The sequence below is a fragment of the Micromonospora sp. NPDC000663 genome, assembly GCF_042898105.1.
Taxonomy (GTDB): Bacteria; Actinomycetota; Actinomycetes; order Mycobacteriales; family Micromonosporaceae; genus Micromonospora.
The window spans coordinates 553,365-574,132 of record NZ_JBIAYR010000002.1 but is presented as its reverse complement, the minus strand read 5'-3'; the positions used below and the strand labels follow the sequence as shown (position 1 = coordinate 574,132).

The window sequence follows — 20,768 nt, the reverse complement described above, 5'->3', positions numbered from 1 at the left end:
TGCCGGTCAGCCGGCGGTGCGTTCCCAGTCGACGGTGGGCAGACCGGCGTCGGCGAGAGCCTTGTTGGCGGCGCTGAACGGGCGGCTGCCCAAAAAGCCGCGCGGATTCATCGGGCTGGGGTGCCCAGCCTCCAACACCACGTGCTGCGGGTTCGTGACCAGGGCGGCCTTCTTGCGGGCGTACCCGCCCCAGAGCAGGAAGACCACCCGCTGCGGCGACGCGTCCAACGCCCGGATGGTGGCGTCGGTGAACTCCTCCCAGCCCGCGTTCGCGTGCGAACCCGGCGTGGCCTGGCGGACGGTCAGCACGGCGTTGAGCAGCAACACGCCCTGAGCGGCCCAACCATCGAGGTTGCCGCTTCGCGGCTTGGGCACGCCCACGTCCTCGCCCAGCTCCTTGAAGACGTTGCGCAACGACGGCGGCACGGCCACCCCGTCGCGGACGCTGAAGCTCAACCCGTGCGCCTGCCCGGCCCGGTGGTACGGATCCTGCCCGAGGATCAGCACCCGGGTGCCCTGCGGCGGGCAGAGCCGGTACGCCGAGAACAGGTCGTCCAGCGGCGGGAAGACGGTCTGTGTCGCGTACTCCCGGGCGACGAACTCGCCGAGCGCGGCCGTGCGCGCCGGGTCGAGGTGCGGGGTGAGCACGGCACGCCACGGCTCCGGCAACAGGGCCAGCAGATCCAGGGCGGGGACGTCGTCGGACATCACAAACCTTTCAGGTCGGCCAATCGCCGCGCCCAGTCTCCACCCACCGGATCCAGCTCCACGACCCGGGTGTCGTCGTCACGGCGGTCGATACGGACCCGCAGATGCGCGTCGACCAACTGCTCCACCAGACCCTCGCCCCACTCCACGACGGTCACCGAATCGTCCACCGAGGCGTCCAGGTCCAGGTCGTCGATCTCGGCGCGCGGGTCGGTGGCGTCCCCCAGCCGGTACGCGTCGGCGTGCACCAACGCCACCCGGCCGCCCCGGGCCGGATCGGGCCGGTGCACCCGGGCGATCACGAACGTCGGCGAGGTGATGTCCCCGACGACAGCGAGCCCGGCGCCGATGCCCTGCGTGAGCGCTGTCTTTCCGGCACCCAGCGGGCCCGTCAGCAGCACGAGATCACCGGCGCGCAGCAGCCCGGCCAGCCGCCGCCCGAAGCCCCGGGTGTCCTCGACGGTCGGCAGCTTGACGACGTGACTCACCGTTCCTCCACGTTCCGCAACGACTCCAGAAACCGCGCCAACGCGGCGTTCACCTCGTCCGCGTGCTCCAACATCACCACGTGGCCGCTGTCCTCGATCTTGACGAACTCGGCGTGCGGCAACCGCCGGACGATCTCCTCGGAGTGGGTCACCGGAGTGATCATGTCCTTGTCGCCGACCACCACCAGCACCGGAGTCGCGGCCAGCGCCGCGAGTGCCGGGAAACGCGAGTGGGTGGCGAGGGTCCGCAGATAGCGGGTCACCGTGTCGGCGGACGTCCGGGAGTTCATCGTCTCCACGTAGGACACCAGCGCCGGGCTCGGTTTGCGGGTGCCGAAGCCGTACTTGCGGGTCAACAGCCAGGCGACGTTCGACGTCGACCTGCGGGCCCTGTCGATCACCGGCCCGCCGTACCGGGTGGCGTTGTTGACCATGTACAGAACCGGGCCGCCGACCCGGCCGAGCAGCGCCGGCGCGACAAGCTTGGTCTCCGCGATCAGACCGCCCGACGTGGCCATCAGGACGGTGCCCACCACCCGGTCACCGAACAGTTCCGGGAACAGCTCGGCGAATGCCATGATCGTCATGCCGCCCATCGAGTGCCCGACCAACACCAACGGCCCCTCAGGGGCGGTCCGGTCGATGACCCGGCGCAGCGTCCGGCCGAGCACCGCGAGGTCGTACTCCCCGGTCTCCAACCGGCCCGAGCGACCGTGCCCGGGCTGGTCGTATGCCACGACCCGGTAGTCGCCCCGCTCGGCCAACATCTGGCGCTGGAAGTGGAACGTGCCCATGTCCAGGCAGAAGCCGTGCACCAGCACCACTGTCGGGTGCCCCGGCACCGGCCGACTCGGCTCGACCACCTCGACGTGGATGTCCGTGCCGTCCGGCAACTCCAGCCGGAACGCCTCGTCGTACCGCTGCTGCCCGAACATCTCGTGCGCGTAGCGGTCGGTCGGGTCGGCCTTGAGACGGCGGACCAGGGTGCGCTCGGTCGCGACACCGGCGGCCAGGCCGGCCGCCGCCACCCCGACGGCCGCGCCGACGATCCCGGCGACCCGGCCGACAGCCGTGCGCGGGCGCGGAACGCGGAACGCGGTCACGGCGTCTCGCCGTCGTAGACGCGCGGCACCCGCGTCCCACCGAACCGGGTGACGATCTCGTAGTTGATCGTGCCGACCGCGTCGGCCCAGTCGTCGGCCGTCGGCTCCCCGTCCGCGCCGCTGCCGAAGAGTGTCGCCACGTCGCCGTCGGCCACCGGGTCGTCGCCGCAGTCGAGCACGAACTGGTCCATGCAGACCCGCCCGGAGATCGTCCGCCGCTTGCCGGCGAGCTGCACCGGACCGCTGTTGGACGCGTGCCGGGGCACCCCGTCGGCGTACCCGAGCGGCACCACGGCCAGGTTCGCGTCCGCCGGGGTGGTGTAGGTGTGACCGTACGACACCCCGGTGCCGGCGGGCACCCGCTTGGTGAGCATCACCCGGGCGCGGGCGGTCATCGCCGGCTTCAGCCCGTACGTCTCGCCTGCCACCGGGGACAGCCCGTAGATGGCCAGCCCGGGACGGACCAGGTCGAAGTGGGTGTCCGGGCGGGTCAGGGTGGCCGCCGAGTTCGCCAGGTGACGCCAGCGGGGGCGCAGGCCGGCCCGCTCGACCATGGCCAGCCCCTCGTGGAAGACGGCCAACTGGCGGTCGGTGGTCGGGTGACCCGGCATGTCCGCGTACACGAAGTGGCTCCACACGCCTACCACCTCGATGACGCCCTCGGCCTGCGCCTTGGCGGCAGCGTCCAGCAGGGCCGGCCAGTCCGCGACCGTCGCCCCACCCCTGGAGAGCCCGGTGTCGATCTTCAGGTGTAGTCGGGCCGGACGCCCGGCCAGCCGACTCGCCTCGATCATCTCGTCCAACTGCGGAAGGCTCGCCGCCGCGAGGTCCACCCCGGCGGTGACCCCCTCGTGCAGCGGCAGCCCGGGGGCGAGCAGCCAGGCGAGCACCGGCGCGGTCACACCGGCCCGTCGCAGCGTGAGCGCCTCCTCGAGGGTGCAGACCCCGAGCCAGTCCGCCCCCGCGTCGAGCGCGGCCCGGGCGGCCGGGAGCATGCCGTGGCCGTACCCGTCGGCCTTCACCACCGCCATCAACTCGGCGTTCGTGCCGGAGCGGAGTCGGCTCACGTTCGCACGGATCGCGTCAAGATCGACACGTACCTCGGCCTGCCACATGCGCCAAGCCTACTTTCCGCTGTGATCACTGTGGGCGGCAGCGCCGTCCCGCCACGCCGCCCCGCCCACGGCGGGACGATCAGCCCAGCCGGGCGAGGACCGGGCGCAGCGCCGTCGCCACGTCGGGCGCGGTCACCGGCCCACTCCGGGCCGCCTCCCGCCCGGCCAGCCCGTGCAGGTACGCGGCCGAGGCCGCCGCCTGATCGGCGGGCAACCCGGACGCCAGCAGCGAGCCGAGCAGGCCGGCCAGCACGTCACCGGTGCCGCCGGTAGCCAGCGCCGGGGTGCCTGTCGGGTTGACGTACGCCCGGCCGTCAGGCGTGCCGATCACCGTGCGGTCGCCCTTGAGCAGCACCACCGCGTTCATCCAGGCGGCCAGCCGCAGCGCCGAGCCGACCCGGTCGGCGCCCGGCTCCTCGCCGCAGAGCCGGGTGAACTCCCGGTCGTGCGGGGTGACGACGATCGGGGCGTCCCGGCCGCGCAGCCGGTCGGCGAGCGACCCGTCCACCAGCAGGGTCAGCGCGTCGGCGTCGAGCACCACCGGCACCGGGGCGGCCAGGACGGCCCGCAGCTCGGCGGCGGCGTCCTCGCCAGTGCCCAGCCCGGAGCCGCACACCCAGGCCTGCACCCGGCCCGCGTCGGCGACCCGGCCGGTGGCGATCACCGACGGGTGCTGGTGCAGCACCTCGGCCCGGGCGCCACCGGCGTAGCGGACCAGGCCGGTCGGCCCGGCGAGCGCCCCGCCGACGGAGAGCACTGCCGCGCCCGGATACGTGGCCGAGCCGGTCGCGACGCCGACCACACCCCTTGTGTACTTCTCCGACGAGGCACCCAGCCGGGGCCACCAGTCGACCAGGTCGGACCACTCGGTGACCCGCAGCGCGGGGGTGCCCCGCAGCCAGGGCCGCAGCCCGATGTCGACAAGCTCCACCTGCCCGGCGAGGGCGGCGGCCGGCCCCACCACAAGTGCGGGTTTCAACGCACCGAAGGCCACCGTCACGTCGGCGCGGACCGCGGTGGGCCGGCCGGACGCGGACAGCGGCACGTGACCGGTGTCCACCGCGACGCCGCTCGGTACGTCCACAGCCAGCACGGTCGCCCGACCGCCGTCGCGTCCGCGCAGGTCGCCGAGGTGCTGGACCAGCTCGTCGGCGCTCGCTCGCAGCCCGCCGGTGCCGCCGATCCCCACGATGCCGTCGACGACCAGGTCGACCAGGCCGGTCGGGCGGTCCACCAGCCGGCCACCGGCAGCGCGTAGCGCCGCCAACCCGGCCGCGTGCGCCCGCCCGGGGGTGAGCAGCAGGGCGGACACCCGCACGCCCCGACGGGCCAGCCGCTCCCCCGCGTACAGCGCGTCGCCGCCGTTGTCGCCGGAGCCGACCAGCAGCAGCACGTGGGCGCCGTACACGCCGCCCCGCTCGGCGAGCAGCAGCGCGGCCCGGCGGGCCAGCCCGGCGGCGGCCCGCTGCATCAGCGTGCCCTGCGGCAGCGTGCCCATCAGCCCTGCCTCGGCCGCCCGCACGTCGGCCACCCGCCACACCGGTCTCATGTCACCGTGCCCCGTTCCGCTCGCGGGTGTGCTGGTCGGCCGGGACGACGTCGCCGCCGACCGTGACGATCACCGCTTCACCCTACCGGCGGGAACGGCCGCAGATTAGCCGTCGGGTCCGCTGTGGGCAACGCCTGTGGACAGCCCCGGCGTACGACAGTCGCCGCTGTCCACAGGGCACGACCGGGGACGGGGAGCGCACCTAGCGTCGGGGCGTCGATGCCGATCTGTGGGGGTGGGTCCATGGCCGAGGAACCGTTGACTGTCCAGCCGGAGGCGCTGCGCTCGGTGGCCGCCGCGCTCGACGGCGCGGCGCACGGGTTGGCGTTGGGCCTGGCCGGGTTGTCCGGGCTGCTGGTGCCGGCGCCCGGCTGGCGGGCCGCCGCGTCCCTGGTGGAGCTGGAGGCCGCCGGGCACGCCTGGTTCTGCCGGCTGGGCGCCCAGGTGGCCGCGACGGCAGGCGGGGTCAGGTCGGCGGCGGAGGCGTACGAGTCGGTGGACGACCGCGCCGCCGGCCGGTTCGCGGCCCTGCCCCGGTGACCGCCGTCGGCTACCGGCTGCTCTGGGCGGCCGACCCGGGCGGCTGGCGGGTGGCCGGGGCGGCCTGGGCGGGGTTGACCGGGTCCGTCGACAGGCGCGCCGGTGAGCTGGCCGGGGCGGCCGGGCGCCTGCGGGGCGACTGGTCCGGCGCGGCGGCCACGGCGGCCGACGTACGGCTGGGCGGCCTGCGCGGTGAGTTGCAATCGGTGGCGCCCGCGCTGATCGAGGCGGATCAGGTGCTTGCCGAGCTGGCCGGGCGCCTCGTGGTGGCGAAGGCGCAGCTCACCGAGGCGGTCGCCCGGGCGGACGCGGCAGGTGTGGTGGTGGACCGGTCCGGCGCTGTGCGGGTCGGTCCGGCGCGACCCGGGTCGGCGGAGGCGGTGGCCGGGGTGGCGGCGGCGCTGCGCGCGGCGCTCGACGGCGCCGACGTGGCGGACCGGGCGGCCGCCGGCCGGTTGGACGAGTTGGCCCGTGCCGCCCGTTCGGGCTGGGTGTCGCCGCCGCCGCCCGGCCGGCCGGCGTCCGGTGCCGCGCCGGCGCTGGTCCGTGCCTGGTGGTCCGGGTTGACCCCGGCACAGCGACGGTGGCTGGTCGGGCACGAACCGGCACTGGTCGGCGTGCTGGACGGGGTGCCGGTGGCCGCCCGTGACCAGGCCAACCGTCTGTTGCTCGGTGCCCGGCGCGGGGAGTTGGTGGCCGAACGCCAGCGGTTGCTGGCCAAGGTGCCGCCGGGGCCTGTCGCGTCGCTGCGGCTGCGGGCGGTTGCGGCGAAGTTGGCCGGCCTGGACGCGCTCACGGAGCGGCTGGCGGCCGGGGAGCCCCGGGCGTACCTGCTGGGGTTGGACCCGGCCGGTGAGGGCCGGGTGGTGGTGGCGCTCGGCGACCCGGACCACGCCGATCGGGTGCTGACCTACGTGCCGGGAATGACCGCCGGCCTGGACGACGCCCCCGGTGAGCTGGGCCGGGCGGCCCGGGTGCTGGAGCGGTGCGCCGCGCTCGCGCCGCAGGAGCGCGGCGCGGCGGTGCTGTGGTTGGACTACGACGCACCGGATTTCCTGACCGAGGCCGCCTCGGCGGGTCAGGCCCGGGACGCGGGCGGGGCGTTGCACCGGTTCCAGGAGGGTCTGCGGGCCAGCCATGAGGGTCCGCCCGCCCGGCAGACGGTGCTCGGGCACAGCTACGGGTCGCTTGTGGTGGGCGTGGCGGCCCGGGAGCACGGTCTGGCCGCCGACGCGCTGATGTTCGTCGGCTCCCCCGGGGTCGGCGCGACGCACGCCGCCGAGTTGGGAGTCCCGCCCGGGCAGGTCTGGGCGAGCAGCGCCCCCGACGACGTGATCCGGCTGGCCCGGCCCGTCGACGAGATGGGCAGGCGTGTCCTGCTCGGCGCGGCCCCACTCGCGGCGGTGCTGGGCTGGCCCGACCGGACGGGGCACGAGCTGTGGTTCGGCCACGACCCGGCCGACCCCGGCTTCGGCGGGCGGGTGTTCCCCAGTGGTCCCGGCGGACACGCCGGCTACTGGGATCCGGGCAATCCGGCGCTGGACGGGATGGCCCGTGTGGTGCTGGGCCGCTGACGGCGGAGCCCCGGCCACCGATGGGTGCGGTGACCGGGGCTCCGGATGCGGGTGGCAGTTACTCGACGGTGACCGACTTGGCCAGGTTGCGGGGCTGGTCCACGTCGTGCCCCCGGGCAGCGGCGATCTCGGCGGCCAGGACCTGCAACGGCACTGTGGTGACCAGCGGGGCCAGCAGGGTGGGCGTACGCGGCACGTAGATCAGGTGGTCGGCGTACCGGACGACTGCCTCGTCGCCCTCCTCGGCGATCACGATGGTGCGTGCGCCGCGCGCCCGTACCTCCTGGATGTTGGAGACGACCTTGTCGTGCAGCATCCCGCGACCCACCGGGGAGGGCACCACGCAGATCACCGGGGTGCCCTTGTCGATCAGAGCGATCGGGCCGTGCTTCAGCTCGCCGGCGGCGAAGCCCTCGGCGTGCATGTACGCCAGTTCCTTGAGCTTGAGCGCGCCCTCCAGGGCCACCGGGTAGCCGACGTGCCGGCCGATGAACAGCACTGTGGGCTCTGACTTCAGCTCCCGGGCCAGCTCACGGACGGGTTCGATGCGGTCCAGCAGCTCGCGCAGCTTGCCCGGCATCTCCTGGAGCTGGGCGACGACCGCGCCGACCTCGTCGGCGAACTTGATGCCGCGGACCTGGGCCAGGTGCAGGCCGATCAGGTAGCAGGCGACGAGCTGGGTGAGGAACGCCTTGGTGGAGGCGACGGCGATCTCGGGACCGCCGTGGGTGTAGAGCACGGCGTCGGACTCACGCGGGATCGTGGAGCCGTTGGTGTTGCAGATGGCAAGCACGCGGGCCTTCTGCTCCTTGGCGTGGCGCAGCGCCATCAGGGTGTCCATCGTCTCGCCGGACTGCGAGATGACCACGATCAGCGTGGACCGGTCGAGGACCGGGTCGCGGTAGCGGAACTCGCTTGCCAGTTCCACCTCGCAGGGGATCCGGGTCCAGTGCTCGATGGCGTACTTGGCGACCATGCCTGAGTGGTACGCCGTGCCGCAGGCCACGATGAAGATCTTGTCGACGTCGCGCAGGTCCTGGTCGCTGAGGCGGACCTCGTCGAGGGCGATCTCACCGGTGTCGGTGAGCCGGCCGAGCAGGGTGTCGGCGATGGCCTGCGGCTGCTCCTCGATCTCCTTGAGCATGAACCAGTCGTAGCCGCCCTTCTCGGCGGCCGAGGAGTCCCAGTCGATGTGGAAGTCCTTGCCGGTGGCGGGCTGGCCGTCGAAGTCGGTGATCTCGATGCTGTCGCCGGTGATGAGGACGATCTGGTCCTGGCCCAGCTCCACCGCGTCGCGGGTGTGCTCGATGAACGCGGCCACGTCGCTGGCCAGGTAGTTCTCCCCGTCGCCGCGCCCGACCACGAGCGGCGAGTTGCGCCGGGCGCCGACGACCGCGCCGGGCACCGCGGCGTCCACGGCGAGGAGGGTGAACGCGCCCTCCAGTCGCTGGCAGACCACCCGCATGCCGGCGGCGAGCAGTTGCGGGCCGTCCGGCTGGCCGGCGGCGCGCAGGTCGGCGAGCGCGGCGGAGAGCAGGTGCGCGGCGCACTCGGTGTCGGTGTCGCTGGTGAACTGGACGCCGTCGGCCTCCAGCTCGGCGCGGAGCTTGGCGAAGTTCTCGATGATGCCGTTGTGGATCACCGCGACCCGGCCGTCGGGGGCGACGTGCGGGTGGGCGTTGCGGTCGGTCGGGCCGCCGTGGGTGGCCCAGCGGGTGTGCCCGATGCCTGTGGTGCCGTCACCGATGCCGAGCGGGCTGGCGGCGCAGTCGGCGGGGTCGTTGGCGGCCCGCTCGGAGAGCACCTTCTCCAGGTTGGCAAGCTTGCCGGCCTTCTTCTCGGTCAGCAGCTGGTCTTCGCAGACGATCGCCACGCCCGCCGAGTCGTAGCCGCGGTACTCCAGTCGCCGCAGCCCGTCGAGCACGATGCCGAGTGCGGGGCGCGCGCCCGCGTATCCCACGATTCCACACATGGCCCGCAGCCTAACCCAGTTTCGCTCATGGTGGGTGCTCGAAAGTCGGCTAATCAATCACCGAATCTGAGCGATCACCTCACAACGGGAGCATCGTCCACCACCTTCCCCGCGATCTTGCGGTTCTGGTGGTCGATTCGAACCAGTGTGCGACTTTGTCGGGACAGCTACCGCACGATCGGCCGCACCTGGGGAGGGGGCGGCGGGCGGCCGGGGTCGTAGGCTGGCACAGGTGACGACGAGCACCGATGTCGACCCGCTGGTGGCCCGCATGCGGCCCTTCGGCACGACGATCTTCGCCGAGATGTCCGCCCTCGCCGTACGCACCGGCGCGGTGAACCTCGGCCAGGGCTTCCCCGACACCGACGGCCCGCCGGAGATGCTCGCCGCCGCCGCCGAGGCACTTCGCGGCGGGCAGAACCAGTACCCGCCCGGCCCGGGGATCCCCGCCCTGCGCGCAGCGGTCGCGGCCCACCAGCGGCGGTTCCACGGTCTGGCGTACGACCCCGACGGCGAGATCGTCATCACCGCGGGCGCGACGGAGGCTGTGGCGGCGAGCATCCTGGCCCTCTGCGAGCCGGGCGACGAGGTGGTCTGCTTCGAGCCGTACTACGACTCGTACGCCGCCTCGATCGCGCTGGCCGGCGCGGTCCGAAGGCCGGTGACGCTGCGTCCCGCGCCCGACGGCAGGTACGCCTTCGACCCGGACGAGTTGCGCTCGGCGTTCGGGCCGCGTACCCGGTTGGTGCTGCTCAACTCGCCGCACAATCCGACAGGCAAGGTGTTCAGCCGGGCCGAGCTGACCCTGGTGGCCGAGTTGTGCCAGGAGTTCGGCGCGTACGCGGTCACCGACGAGGTGTACGAGCACCTGGTCTTCACGGACGCGGCGAGCCCGCACGTGCCGCTGGCCGGCCTGCCCGGGATGCGGGAGCGGACGCTGCGCATCTCGTCGGCGGGCAAGACGTTCTCCTGCACGGGCTGGAAGATCGGCTGGGTGAGTGGCCCGGCGGCGCTGGTGTCGGCGGTACTGCGGGTGAAGCAGTTCCTGACCTACGTCAACGCGGCGCCGCTGCAACCGGCTGTCGCGGTGGCACTGGCCCTGCCGGACGACTACTACACAGGTTTCCGCGACGGCCTCCAGCAGCGCCGCGACCAGCTCGTCGGCGGCCTCACCGACGCCGGGTTCGACGTGCTCACCCCGGAGGGGACGTACTTCGTCACCGCCGACATCACGCCCCTCGGCGGCCGGGACGGCATGGAGTTCTGCCGGGCGCTGCCGGAGCGGTGCGGCGTGGTGGCGGTGCCCACCCAGGTCTTCTACGACGACGTCGACGCGGGCCGGCGGCTTGTCCGGTTCGCCTTCTGTAAGCGCCCGGAGGTGCTGACCGAGGCGGTCAACCGGGTGCGCAACCTGGCTCCGGCGCGCTGACCCGGCACGGGCGCCGTGGAGCTGAGCTGATGTCGTAAACAGCTCAGCCCCACAGAACCCGTCGTGAACGCCCGCCACCAGTGACGCAGCCAGCCAGGCCGTGTCTCGAAAGGTGCACAGCCATTGCACGCCCGGCTCATGCGTGGTCAGCGGACGGCGACGGCCTCGGTGGCTGCTGTCTCGTCCTCGGCGGCGTGGGTCGTGTTTTTCGGGCCGCGGAGGGCGATGTAGAGGAAGAGTGCCCCCATGACGGCGACGCCTGCCCACATGGCCTGCTGCCAGCCGTCGACGAAGGACTGCTGCGCGGCGTGGATCAGGTCCTGCGCGTGGGTGCCCGTGCCGCCTGCCGCCGCCACGGCGTTGGCGATGCCCTCCCGGGCGGTGTCCGCGGCCCCCTGGGGGATGCCGTGGAGCCTGTCGTCGATGGCGCTGCGATAGCCGGCGGACACGAGCGCTCCGAGCAGGGCGACGCCGAGCGCGGTGCCGAACTCGCGGGTGACGTCGTTGAGCGCGGAGGCAACGCCCTGCTTCTCCCGCGACAGGGAGCCGGTGATGGCCTCGGTGGATGGGGTCATCGACAGGCCCATGCCGAGGCCCATGGCGAGCAGGCCGGGCAGGATGGACAGGTATCCGCCATCGACGGAGACGAACAGGGCCATCAGCGCCAAGGCGACGCCGGCCAGTGCGATGCCGGTGGCCATCGTCGAGCGGGCGCCGATTTGGGCGGTGAGCCTGGGGGCCAGGCCGGAGGCAATCATCATCGTGACGGCCATCGGCATCAGCGCGGCCGTGGACAGCAGGCCCGACCAGCCGAGCACGGCCTGGAAGAACGGAAAGAGGACCACCCCGATGCCCGCCTGGACACCGAAGACCACCAGCAGCGTGACCGAGCCGCCGGCCAGGCCGCGCTCACGGAACAGCCGCACGTCCAGCAGCGAGGCGTCGCGGCGGTGCCGCTCCCAGGCCACGAAGCCGACGGTGGCGATGAGGCCGACGGCGAGGCTGGTCAGGGTGGCGGGGGCGGTCCAGCCGCGGTCGGGGCCTTCCTGTAGGACGGAGATGAGGCCGACCACGGCGACGGTGGAGACCAGCGCGCCGACGGTGTCGAAGCGATGGGCCGACTTCTCACGGGAGTTGGGGACCGACTTCAGCGTCATGACCAGGGCCACGAGGACCAGGGCCACCGGCAGGGCGAACAGCCAGCGCCAGTCGGCGACGTCGACGAGGAGGGCGGAGAGGAACATGCCCAGGACGCCGCCGCCCCCGGCGACGCCGGTCCACACGCCGATCGCCTTGCCACGCTGGTCCTCGGGGAAGGTGGAGGTGATGACGGCCAGGGTGATCGGCATGATCATTGCCGCGCCGATACCGCTGGCCACACGCGCGGCGAGCATGACCTCCGCCGTCGGGGCCAGGCCCGCAACGACGTGCGCGGCGCCGAAGACACCGAGCCCGGCGATCAGCATGGGCTTACGGCCCAGGCGGTCGCCGATCGCACCGAGCGGCAACAGGAGCGCGGCCAGGGCGAGGGTGTAGATGTTGATGATCCACAGGATCGTGCTCTGCGAGGCGCCGAATTCCACGGCCATGTGAGTCTGGGCGACGTTCAGCCCGGACACCGATGCGATGACGGCCATGAGCGCGATGGAAACGGCGATCAGGATGGTGCGCAGCTGACGTGCATCAGGCACACCTGCGCCGCCGGCTTCAGCGGCTGGTGCGAGCTGGTTCGTACTCATGGTTGCCTTTCGAAAGAGGACATGTTGAAGGAGCGCCGCAGCAGGGGCTGGTCGCGGAGTCATGGGGGTGGGTCCGGCCACCGCCCGCATCGCTGAGTGCGGTCGATCGGTGGCCAGGGCCGCGGCGATATCAGGGGGCGGGGAACCGCCCCTGGGCTGCGGTGAGGGCCGCGTCGGTGTCCGCGGTGGCCAGCAGGGCGTTGATGTGGGAGCCGGCCAGGGCGCCTGCCGCTGCGGAGGCGCCGACCTGGGCGCTCAGGTCGGTGGCGTTGCCGGCCACCCACACACCCGGCACCTCAGTGGTGCCGGCCATGCCGGAGGCGAAGCGTCGGCCCATGTTGTCGGGCAGGTCCTCCGTCGGGAGCTTGAGATCCTCCAGGCCCTCGGTGCGGGCCTGCATCTGCGTGGTGACCGCGAGCACACGGCGGGCCACGACCTGGCCGTCGGTCAGGCGCACCCCGGCGAGGGTGCCGTCCTCATTTTTGGTGACTTCCCGGACGGGGGTGTCGACGATGCGGATGTCGCGGGCGGCGAAGCGCGCGCGGGCGTTTTCATCCAGGTCAGTGCCGTGGGTGAAGTAGGTAAGGTCCTCGGTCAGTTGGCGGAAGAGAAGTGCGTGGTGGACCGAGGCGGGACCGGTGGCGAGGATGCCGATGGGCTCATCGCGCACCTCCCAGCCATGGCAGTACGGGCAATGCACCACGCCGTGTCCCCAGTGCTCGGCGAGCCCGGGAACCTCGGGCAGCACATCCCGCAGACCGGTTGCCACCAGCACGCGGCGCGCGGTTACGCTCCGGTCGTCGGCCAGGGTGACGGTGAAGCGCAGATCCCCGTCGGCCGCCGGGGCGGCGGGCTCGGTCGAGGCCACGTCGCCGAGGACGATACGGCCGCCATACTGGCGCACCTGCTCCCGGCCTCGCCGATAGATCTCGGAGGGCGGGGTGCCGTCCAGAACGATGAAGCCGTGCATGGCCTCGGCAGGTGCGTTGCGCGGAGTGCCGCTGTCGATCACGAGGACCGAGCGGCGGGAGCGGGCGAGCATCAGCGCACCGTTCAGCCCCGCGGCGCCGCCGCCGATCACCACAATGTCGACGGTCCCGCTGGGCAGTACGTCACTCGCGTACGAAGACGTCGTCACAGCCGTGTCCTCCTATCCTTGGCCTGTGCGTGGTCCCAGACGATGCGGACCAGCTACACCGACGCTAACCTCACCTTGCATCAAGGGCATACCATGTTGCTCATGACGCAAGAAGATGGCGAGCTGGACAGCCTCGTACGCAAACGCCTCCGCGCCCTGCGGGTGGCGCAGGGCTGGTCACTGGAGGAACTGGCCACCCGCGCCCACCTCAGCCAGTCCTCATTGAGCCGCATCGAGAACGGCCAGCGCCGCCTCGCACTGGATCAGCTGGTCACTCTCGCCCGCGCCCTGGACACCACGCTGGACCAGCTCGTGGAGACCGCCACTGACGACGTCGTCACCAGCCCGGTGATCGAGGGCACCCACGGCGGGTTGCGCTGGCCCGTGAAGGGCGACCCCGGCATGAGCGTGGTGCGCCAGCGCATGACCGAACCACCGCCCGAGAACCCGGCTCGCATGCGTGCCCATTCGGGGCGCGAATGGCTTGTCGTCCTGTCCGGCACCGCGATCCTCATGCTGGGCCACCGCCGCTTTCGCCTGGAGACCAACCAGGCCGCCGAGTTCCCCACGATGATGCCGCACGCGATCGGCACTGCGGGTGGCCCCTGCGACATCCTGGGCATCTTCGACCGCGACGCCCGCCGCAGCCACCAGCGCGACGACAGCGGCGACGTGCAGGGCAGTCCCGATTGATGACGCGGAACGCTCCCGAAGTGGTCACCTCTTGCGCGTCAGGCAGCAGAACCGACGATCTTCTTGCGCTAACAGGAAGACGACGTGCCGCATACGCATAACCGTCCTAGTGTGGAGGCATGACCCATGCGCACCCGCACACCTCCCATCACGGCGCTCCACACGGACGCCAGCAGGAACACGGAACCGACCGCCAGGCGGAGATCCTCGACCTGGAGGCCGAGGTCCTCGCCGAGCACATAGCCTCGATCACCGCATGGCTGCCACTGGAGACAAACCCACGGCAGATTGTGGATCTGGGCTGCGGCACGGGTGCGGGCACCCTCGCCCTCCTCGACCGCTTCCCCGACTCGCACGTCACCGCCGTCGACGCGTCCGCCGAACACCTTCGGCGCCTGCGCACAAAGGCTTGCGCCCGCGGCGTGGAGGAACGCGTGAGCAGGGTGCAGGCCAACCTCAATGACGCCGTCTGGCCCGATCTCGGCTCACCGGACCTGGTGTGGGCGTCCGCATCGTTGCACCACATGGCACACCCCGCTCGCGTACTGCGCGCCGTCCACGACCTGCTCACTCCCGGCGGCCTGTTCGCCGTCGTCGAACTGGCCGGCCTCCCCCGGTTCCTCCCGGAAAGCGCCCCCGAGAACCGGCCCGGACTGGAGGAGCGTTGCCACGCCGCAACCGACCGCCTCACTGCCGAGCACCTGCCCCACCGTGGCGCCGACTGGCGCCCGATGCTGACCGCCGCCGGATTCACGATCGAGGGCGAACAGGCGATCGCCATGAACATCGAGGGCTCCCGCAGCGAAGCGATCGGCCGATACGCCCTCGGCGGCCTGCAGGGCATCCGCAGCGCTGTCGCCGACACGCTCGCCCCCGAGGACCTCACCGCCCTCGATCAGCTGCTCGACACCAGCAGCCCGCACAGCATCCTGCGCCGCGACGACCTCACGATGCGAGCCGAGCGCACCGTCTGGGCCGCCCGCCGCACCTGACGCCGAACACCACCCATAACCCCAGGTCGACCAATGTCCCCGGACAACACCCCTAGGACGTGGCGGGGCTCGCGGTGCGGACCAGCTCGGCGATCCGCTCGGCGACCTCGCGGGCCGTGGCCTCGGTGGCCGCCTCGACCATCACCCGGACCAGCGGCTCGGTACCCGAAGGGCGCAGCAGCACCCGCCCGGTCTCCCCCAGCTCCGCCTCGGCCCGCTCGACCTCCGCGCGGACAGCAGGCGCGGCGGCACCGACGGTGCGGTCCCCGACCGGCACGTTGATCAGCACCTGCGGCAGCTTGGTGACCACCGAGGCCAGCTCGGCGAGAGTCCGGCCGGTGGCCGCCATCCGGGCCATCAGGTGCAGGCCGGTGAGCACGCCGTCGCCTGTGGTGGCGTGGGCGGGCATGACGATGTGGCCGCTCTGCTCGCCGCCGAGCGCCAGGCCGGACGCGCGAAGCTCCTCCAGCACGTACCGGTCGCCGACCTTCGTCTCGATCAGCCGGATGCCCTGCGCGGACATGGCCAGACGCAGGCCGAGGTTGCTCATGACCGTGGCGACCAGCGTGTCCTGGGTGAGCGTGCCGGCGTCACGCATGGCGAGCGCGAGGATCGCCATGACCTGGTCGCCGTCCACCTCGTCGCCGTCGGCGGTGACCGCCACGCAGCGGTCGGCGTCGCCGTCGTGGGCGATGCCCAGGTGGGCGCCGTGCTCGACGACGGCCTCGCGCAGCGCGTCGATGTGGTTGGAGCCGCAGTCGTCGTTGATGTTCAGGCCGTCGGGCTCGGCGTGGATCGCGATGACCTCCGCGCCTGCCTCCCGGTACGCGACCGGGGCGACCTCGGCGGCGGCGCCGTTTGCGCAGTCGACCACGATCTTGATCCCGTCGAGCCGGTGCGGAAGGGTCCCGACCAGGTGCTGGACGTAGTGGTCGGCACCGTCGAGCAGGTCGTGCACCCGGCCCACGCCGGCACCTGTCGGCCGGTCCCAGGCGGTGGTGGCGTTCGCCTCGACGGCCGCCTCGATCCGCATTTCGATCTCGTCGGGCAGCTTGTGCCCGCCGGCGGCGAAGAGCTTGATGCCGTTGTCCGGCATCGGGTTGTGCGACGCGGAGAGCATCACCCCGAGGTCGGCCTTCGCCTCGGCGGTGAGGAACGCCACCGCCGGCGTGGGCAGCACGCCGACCCGCACGACGTTCGCGCCAGCGCTTGTCAGGCCGGCCACCACTGCCGCCTCCAGCATCTCGCCGCTGGCGCGGGTGTCCCGGCCGACGACCGCGAGCGGCGGATGACTGCGGTCCGTCTCGGCGAGCGTGTGCGCGGCGGCCACGGCGAGCGCGAGCGCCAATTCGGGTGTGAGATCCGCGTTCGCGCGCCCGCGTACGCCGTCCGTGCCGAACAACCGACCCATACCCGCGAACCTCCGATGAGCACTGCCGATGAGGAGAAAGCGGAACGGCCGGTCCACCTCCCCGGTCGAGGGGAGGCGGACCGGCCGTCCGTCAGAAGTACAACGCGCTGGGAAAGATCAGCGCTTCGAGTACTGGGGAGCCTTACGGGCCTTCTTGAGGCCGTACTTCTTGCTCTCCTTGACCCGGGCGTCCCGGGTGAGGAAGCCGGCCTTCTTGAGGGCCGGGCGGTCGTCCGGCTCGCTGACGATCAGCGCACGGGCGATGGCCAGCCGCAGCGCACCGGCCTGGCCGGTGGTGCCGCCGCCACGCAGGTTGGCGATGACGTCGAACGCCTCGGGCTTCTCGGCGGTGACCAGCGGGTCCTTGATGAGCTGCTGGTGCACCTTGCTCGGGAAGTAGGCCTCGAGGTCGCGGCCGTTGCAGGTGATCTTGCCGGTGCCCGGGACGATACGGACCCGGACGATGGCCTCCTTGCGCCGACCCACGGTCTGGATCGGGCGGTCACCACGCGGCGCGCGGGCGACGGGCGCCGGCGCCTCGGTGGCCTCGGGGGCAACCTCGGTCTCGGTGATGTCGGTCATGCTGCTTCCTTCGCCCGCGCTCACTGCGCGATCTGCTTGATCTCGAACGGCACCGGCTGCTGCGCGAGGTGCGGGTGCTCGGCACCGGCGTAGACCTTCAGCTTCTTGATCAGCTGACGGCCGAGCTTGTTGTGCGGGAGCATCCCCTTCACAGCCAGCTCGATGGCCCGCTCGGGGCGCTTGGTCAGCAGCTCGTCGTAGCCGACCTGCTTCAGACCACCCGGGTAACCCGAGTGGCGGTAAGCGACCTTGGTCTGGCGCTTGTTGCCGGTCAGCGCAACCTTGCCCGCGTTCACGATGACGACGAAGTCGCCCGTGTCGACGTGCGGCGCGAAAGTCGGCTTGTGCTTACCACGCAGCAACGTGGCGGCGTGGGTGGCCAGGCGGCCCAGCACGACATCAGAGGCGTCGATGACGTGCCACTGACGCTCGATCTCACCCGGCTTCGGGCTGTACGTACGCACAGGTCTACCTTGTCTCGTCGTCGGTCTGGGGTCGCGCGCCGAGGTGACCAGATCTTGCAGGCCGGACCAGCGCGCACGAACGACCAAGCGTACCTGATGGGGCACGCCTCTGGATGTCGTACAACAGCAGGCAACGATACCCGGCGCCCCGTCCGCAGGTCAAAACGGGGTCCGCCCCCGCGCGCCTGCGCCCGCCGGGATGGCCCAGCTCACACGCCGGCGAGCCGGCCGGCCCTCGGACGACGGTAGACGACCCAGGTGGCCGCGAAGCACAGCGCGTACCAGCCGATGAACGCCAGGTAGGCGGCGTCGGCGTTGCCGGAGCCGAGGAACGACTGCCGGAACGCGATGTTGACGAGCACCCCGCCCGAGGCTCCCACCGCGCCGGCGATGCCGATCAACGCGCCGGTCATCCGTCGGGCCCACCGTGCCGCCGCCTCCGGGTCGCGCCGGCCGCTGGCCACCGCGTCCGCCGCCCGGGCCCGGAAGATGGCCGGGATCATCTTGTACGTGGAGCCGTTGCCGACGCCGGAGAAGACGAAGAGGGCGAGGAAACCGGTCAGGTAGAGCCCGAAGGAGCGTTCCCGGGCGGCGTGGAGCACGACTGTGGCGCCAGCGGCCATCGCCACGAAGTTCCAGAAGGTGACCCGGGCTCCGCCGAGCCGGTCGGCGAGGTGCCCGCCCAGCGGCCGGATCAGCGAGCCGATCAGCGGACCGAGGAAGGTCAACCAGGCCGCGTCGACGGGGGTGGGGAACCGCTCGGCGAACTGGAGCTGGAGCACCTGACCGAACGCGAACCCGAACCCGATGAACGAGCCGAAGGTGCCGATGTAGAGCAGCGACATGATCCAGGTGTGCGGGTCGCGGGCCGCCTCGCGCAGCGCGCCCGGCTCGTTGCGCGCCCCGGGCACGGTGTCCAGCCAGCGGGCCGCCGCCAGCGCGGCCAGCACGATGAGCGGCAGGTAGACCGCCGGGACCAGTCGGGGGTACGCGGCCCCGGCGGTGGCCAGCACCGCCAGCCCGACCAGTTGCACAGCCGGTACGCCCAGGTTGCCGCCGCCTGCGTTGAGGCCGAGGGCGCGACCCTTGAGTCGCTGTGGGTAGAAGAGGTTGATGTTCGCCATCGAGGAGGCGAAGTTGCCGCCGCCGACGCCGGTGAGGCAGGCGAGCACCATGAGCGTGGAGTAGGACACGCCGGGCTCCAGCAGCACCGTCATCGGGACTGCGGGCACCAGCAGCAGCAGTGCGCTCACGATCGTCCAGCGGCGGCCACCGAAGCGGGCCACGGCAAGCGTGTACGGCAGTCGCAGCACCGCGCCCAGGGCGGCCGGCACGGCGGTGAGCAGGAACTTCCCGGCCGGGTCGATGCCGTACGCGGGGCCGAGGAACAGCACGGTGACCGACCAGAGGCTCCACACCGAGAATCCGACGTGCTCGGCGAAGATCGACACCCAGAGGTTGCGCCTGGCGATCGGCGCTCCAGTCGTCCGCCAGAAGTCGGGGTCCTCGGGACGCCAGTCGTCGAGCGTGTGCCGGCCGCCGGCGACGGTCGGGGGTCCGGCGGTGACTGCGGTGCTGGTGAGCGTGCTCACGGCGGCTCCTCCTCGTCGATGTGACGAGGTGAGACGCTAGGAACGCCCGGTTACCTGGCAGTGCCCGTCGCGGGTCGGGCCGGAAACGGGCAGCGCACCAGGGGCCGGCGGCGATGGTGAGGTCGGCGGTCAGAGCTGCTGGAGGATGCGCAGGGCTCGGCCGACCCGGAGCATGGTGTCGGTGTCGGCGACGTCCACGCAGTCGGTGAACCACTTCTTCATCGGCGACGAGATCCGGTCGGGCATCACCACGTACCGGCCCATCGGGACGGCGAGCGGGGAGTCGCGCAGCAGTGATTCCTCGACGACCTCGACCACGATCACGATGGGTACGTCTGTGGAGTTGTAGACATCCGAGCTGATCACGAGGCCGAGGCGTTCGCGGGCGCCCTCGATGCGCCAGACCTCACCTCTACGCAGCACGCGGCCGTCCGCCGGAGAGCAGGTCGTTGACCATGCCCGCCTCGCGGGCGTCGGCGAGGGCGGCGGACTCCAGGTCGAGGCTGGCGCGGCCCACGGCTGCGGCGTGCGCGGTGAAGACCTCGCGCAGCGCCTTCTCCCGGGCGGCCTGGTCCATCCACGCGGAGAGCGACAGCCCTTCGCGCTTGGCGAACCGCCGCGCCTCCTCGATCGTCTCGTCGGTGAACGAGAGAGTCACCTTGGCAGTCATGTCGAGCAGACTACCCACCGGTATGACCATCAGTCATCCACGTGCGGGCCGGCTCGTCTCCCGCCGTCGAAACGCACATTCCCGTCGACGTCACCGGGCACGACCGCCGAACACCGCGAAACGCCACTCCTTGAAGTAGCAGTCGACATCGACCAGACCGGCCTCGGCGAGCCAGTCGCACTGGTCGGCCACGGTCGAGGGCCGGTCGTGGCGCATCCGCTCCTGGGAGGCCGCGATCTCGGCGGGGGACGCGCCCAGCTCGGTGATCCGCTCCAGCCACATCTCGTCGTAACGCCGGTCCAGCTCCGGCGTCGGGCCGGCGACCTGCTCGGCGTTGACGAACACCCCGCCCGGTGCCAGCACGTCGGCTGCCCGCTGGTAGAGCGCGCGCTTGCCTGCGTCGTCCAGGTGGTGGATCGCGAGTGCGCTGACCACGGCGTCGTACCGGCCCGGCGGCAGTTCGTCGGCCAGGTCGGCCAGGACCGTCCGGTGTGGCACGGACCGCGCGGCCAGCTGGTCGGTGGCCCGGGCGAGCATCGCCGGCGCTCCGTCCACCAGGGTCAGCCGAACTCCGGGCACCGCGGCGGACAGCAGCAGCGAGAGCAGCCCGGTGCCCGCGCCCAGGTCCAGCACCTCGGGGGTACGCCCGGCGGCGAGCGCGGCCCGCAGCGGAGGCGCGGCCACCTGGACGGCGGTGCCGTAGAAGGCGTCGAAGCAGGGCACCAACCGCCGACGGGCCTCGTCGTAGGTGCCGGCCACCGCGTCGAAGACGTCCGTCACGCTCATCGCGATCTCCCATTTAATGAGACATATTTCCCATATGATAGACGCCGTGCCGCATGCGGGCACGTGGTCGACCAGTGACCGGGACGGGCGTGGCGATGACGCCGTCGACGATTCGGCTCGACAGCATCCACCCGACCCTCCACACGCCCGCTGCCCCGGTGCGGTGTGAGCCCCACTTGACAGGACCGAAACAGAAGGGACCCGGACCGGAAACCGCCCGCCG

Annotated in this window: 20 protein-coding genes; 5 read left to right on the top strand and 15 right to left on the bottom strand. The window is 72.1% G+C overall.

Going from position 1 to position 20,768, the window contains the following annotated elements:
- Nucleotides 1-6: 6 nt before the first annotated feature.
- From ung to ACFY1S_RS11365, 5 genes are all read right to left on the bottom strand, one after another.
- Complete coding sequence (ung, locus tag ACFY1S_RS11385) at nt 7-708, bottom strand: uracil-DNA glycosylase (RefSeq protein ID WP_364375461.1); 702 nt, start codon at nt 706-708, stop codon at nt 7-9.
- On the bottom strand, nt 708-1,196 hold the full coding sequence (gene tsaE / locus ACFY1S_RS11380) for a tRNA (adenosine(37)-N6)-threonylcarbamoyltransferase complex ATPase subunit type 1 TsaE (protein ID WP_387115585.1): 489 nt from the start codon (nt 1,194-1,196) through the stop codon (nt 708-710). The genes ung and tsaE overlap by 1 nt, the downstream gene beginning before the upstream one ends.
- A complete protein-coding gene (locus ACFY1S_RS11375) occupies nt 1,193-2,299 on the bottom strand; it encodes an alpha/beta fold hydrolase (protein WP_387115582.1) in 1,107 nt (368 codons plus the stop codon). Before ACFY1S_RS11375 ends, tsaE begins: the two co-directional genes overlap by 4 nt.
- The gene (gene alr, locus ACFY1S_RS11370; RefSeq protein ID WP_387115579.1) at nt 2,296-3,414 is read right to left on the bottom strand and encodes an alanine racemase; all 1,119 of its coding nucleotides are present in this window, start codon (nt 3,412-3,414) and stop codon (nt 2,296-2,298) included. The genes ACFY1S_RS11375 and alr overlap by 4 nt, the downstream gene beginning before the upstream one ends.
- Nucleotides 3,415-3,493: 79 nt before the next feature.
- Nucleotides 3,494-4,963 carry an NAD(P)H-hydrate dehydratase gene (locus ACFY1S_RS11365; protein ID WP_387115576.1) on the bottom strand — a complete coding sequence of 490 codons (1,470 nt, stop codon included), beginning with the start codon at nt 4,961-4,963 and terminating at the stop codon, nt 3,494-3,496.
- A 243-nt stretch (nt 4,964-5,206) separates the two neighbouring features.
- On the opposite strand from ACFY1S_RS11365, the gene ACFY1S_RS11360 reads away from it, so the two are divergent.
- Entirely contained in the window at nt 5,207-5,503 is a 297-nt protein-coding gene (locus tag ACFY1S_RS11360; protein WP_387115573.1) for a type VII secretion target, read from the top strand.
- Entirely contained in the window at nt 5,500-7,077 is a 1,578-nt protein-coding gene (locus ACFY1S_RS11355; protein ID WP_387115570.1) for an alpha/beta hydrolase, read from the top strand. Before ACFY1S_RS11360 ends, ACFY1S_RS11355 begins: the two co-directional genes overlap by 4 nt.
- Before the next feature lie 58 nt (nt 7,078-7,135).
- Here the strand turns inward: ACFY1S_RS11355 and glmS are convergent, their stop codons facing one another.
- The gene (gene glmS, locus ACFY1S_RS11350) at nt 7,136-9,049 is read right to left on the bottom strand and encodes a glutamine--fructose-6-phosphate transaminase (isomerizing) (protein ID WP_364375482.1); all 1,914 of its coding nucleotides are present in this window, start codon (nt 9,047-9,049) and stop codon (nt 7,136-7,138) included.
- Nucleotides 9,050-9,281: 232 nt separating this feature from the next.
- Here glmS and ACFY1S_RS11345 point away from each other — a divergent pair, with 232 nt between their 5' ends.
- A complete protein-coding gene (locus ACFY1S_RS11345) occupies nt 9,282-10,478 on the top strand; it encodes a pyridoxal phosphate-dependent aminotransferase (RefSeq protein ID WP_387115566.1) in 1,197 nt (398 codons plus the stop codon).
- 146 nt (nt 10,479-10,624) lie between these two features.
- Here the strand turns inward: ACFY1S_RS11345 and ACFY1S_RS11340 are convergent, their stop codons facing one another.
- Both ACFY1S_RS11340 and ACFY1S_RS11335 read right to left on the bottom strand, forming a co-directional pair.
- Entirely contained in the window at nt 10,625-12,298 is a 1,674-nt protein-coding gene (locus tag ACFY1S_RS11340) for an MFS transporter (RefSeq protein ID WP_387115563.1), read from the bottom strand.
- Nucleotides 12,299-12,347: 49 nt separating this feature from the next.
- A complete protein-coding gene (locus ACFY1S_RS11335) occupies nt 12,348-13,355 on the bottom strand; it encodes an NAD(P)/FAD-dependent oxidoreductase (protein WP_387115560.1) in 1,008 nt (335 codons plus the stop codon).
- Nucleotides 13,356-13,457: 102 nt separating this feature from the next.
- Here ACFY1S_RS11335 and ACFY1S_RS11330 point away from each other — a divergent pair, with 102 nt between their 5' ends.
- The gene (locus ACFY1S_RS11330; protein WP_387115557.1) at nt 13,458-14,048 is read left to right on the top strand and encodes a helix-turn-helix domain-containing protein; all 591 of its coding nucleotides are present in this window, start codon (nt 13,458-13,460) and stop codon (nt 14,046-14,048) included.
- Nucleotides 14,049-14,167: 119 nt separating this feature from the next.
- A complete protein-coding gene (locus ACFY1S_RS11325; protein WP_387115554.1) occupies nt 14,168-15,040 on the top strand; it encodes a class I SAM-dependent methyltransferase in 873 nt (290 codons plus the stop codon).
- A 52-nt stretch (nt 15,041-15,092) separates the two neighbouring features.
- Here ACFY1S_RS11325 and glmM read toward each other — a convergent pair whose 3' ends face one another.
- The 7 genes from glmM to ACFY1S_RS11290 all read right to left on the bottom strand — a co-directional run bounded on the left by glmM (nt 15,093) and on the right by ACFY1S_RS11290 (nt 20,545).
- On the bottom strand, nt 15,093-16,451 hold the full coding sequence (gene glmM, locus ACFY1S_RS11320) for a phosphoglucosamine mutase (protein ID WP_387115551.1): 1,359 nt from the start codon (nt 16,449-16,451) through the stop codon (nt 15,093-15,095).
- Nucleotides 16,452-16,568: 117 nt separating this feature from the next.
- The gene (gene rpsI, locus ACFY1S_RS11315) at nt 16,569-17,033 is read right to left on the bottom strand and encodes a 30S ribosomal protein S9 (RefSeq protein WP_139582597.1); all 465 of its coding nucleotides are present in this window, start codon (nt 17,031-17,033) and stop codon (nt 16,569-16,571) included.
- Between the two features lie 20 nt (nt 17,034-17,053).
- Nucleotides 17,054-17,497 (bottom strand): 50S ribosomal protein L13, encoded by a 444-nt coding sequence (gene rplM / locus ACFY1S_RS11310; protein WP_007465158.1) that lies wholly within the window; start codon nt 17,495-17,497, stop codon nt 17,054-17,056.
- Nucleotides 17,498-17,706: 209 nt separating this feature from the next.
- Entirely contained in the window at nt 17,707-19,089 is a 1,383-nt protein-coding gene (locus ACFY1S_RS11305; RefSeq protein ID WP_387115547.1) for an MFS transporter, read from the bottom strand.
- 129 nt (nt 19,090-19,218) lie between these two features.
- Nucleotides 19,219-19,512, bottom strand: a complete 294-nt coding sequence (locus tag ACFY1S_RS11300; protein WP_139582594.1) for a hypothetical protein — start codon at nt 19,510-19,512, stop codon at nt 19,219-19,221.
- Nucleotides 19,502-19,789: a DUF6364 family protein gene (locus ACFY1S_RS11295; protein ID WP_364375499.1), complete on the bottom strand. Its 288-nt coding sequence runs from the start codon at nt 19,787-19,789 to the stop codon at nt 19,502-19,504. The genes ACFY1S_RS11300 and ACFY1S_RS11295 overlap by 11 nt, the downstream gene beginning before the upstream one ends.
- A 60-nt stretch (nt 19,790-19,849) precedes the next feature.
- Nucleotides 19,850-20,545 carry a class I SAM-dependent methyltransferase gene (locus ACFY1S_RS11290; RefSeq protein WP_387115543.1) on the bottom strand — a complete coding sequence of 232 codons (696 nt, stop codon included), beginning with the start codon at nt 20,543-20,545 and terminating at the stop codon, nt 19,850-19,852.
- Nucleotides 20,546-20,768 lie beyond the last annotated feature (223 nt).

What these genes read in the sequence shown, in the direction of transcription:
- alr (WP_387115579.1), bottom strand. Translation starts at nt 3,414, where the DNA reads ATGTGGCAGGCCGAGGTACGTGTCGATCTTGACGCGATCCGTGCGAAC.
- ACFY1S_RS11365 (WP_387115576.1), bottom strand. Translation starts at nt 4,963, where the DNA reads ATGAGACCGGTGTGGCGGGTGGCCGACGTGCGGGCGGCCGAGGCAGGG.
- ung (WP_364375461.1), bottom strand. Translation starts at nt 708, where the DNA reads ATGTCCGACGACGTCCCCGCCCTGGATCTGCTGGCCCTGTTGCCGGAG.
- ACFY1S_RS11290 (WP_387115543.1), bottom strand. Translation starts at nt 20,545, where the DNA reads ATGAGCGTGACGGACGTCTTCGACGCGGTGGCCGGCACCTACGACGAG.
- glmM (WP_387115551.1), bottom strand. Translation starts at nt 16,451, where the DNA reads ATGGGTCGGTTGTTCGGCACGGACGGCGTACGCGGGCGCGCGAACGCG.
- ACFY1S_RS11360 (WP_387115573.1), top strand. Translation starts at nt 5,207, where the DNA reads ATGGCCGAGGAACCGTTGACTGTCCAGCCGGAGGCGCTGCGCTCGGTG.
- glmS (WP_364375482.1), bottom strand. Translation starts at nt 9,049, where the DNA reads ATGTGTGGAATCGTGGGATACGCGGGCGCGCGCCCCGCACTCGGCATC.
- ACFY1S_RS11295 (WP_364375499.1), bottom strand. Translation starts at nt 19,789, where the DNA reads ATGGTCATACCGGTGGGTAGTCTGCTCGACATGACTGCCAAGGTGACT.
- ACFY1S_RS11325 (WP_387115554.1), top strand. Translation starts at nt 14,168, where the DNA reads ATGACCCATGCGCACCCGCACACCTCCCATCACGGCGCTCCACACGGA.
- rpsI (WP_139582597.1), bottom strand. Translation starts at nt 17,033, where the DNA reads ATGACCGACATCACCGAGACCGAGGTTGCCCCCGAGGCCACCGAGGCG.
- ACFY1S_RS11330 (WP_387115557.1), top strand. Translation starts at nt 13,458, where the DNA reads ATGACGCAAGAAGATGGCGAGCTGGACAGCCTCGTACGCAAACGCCTC.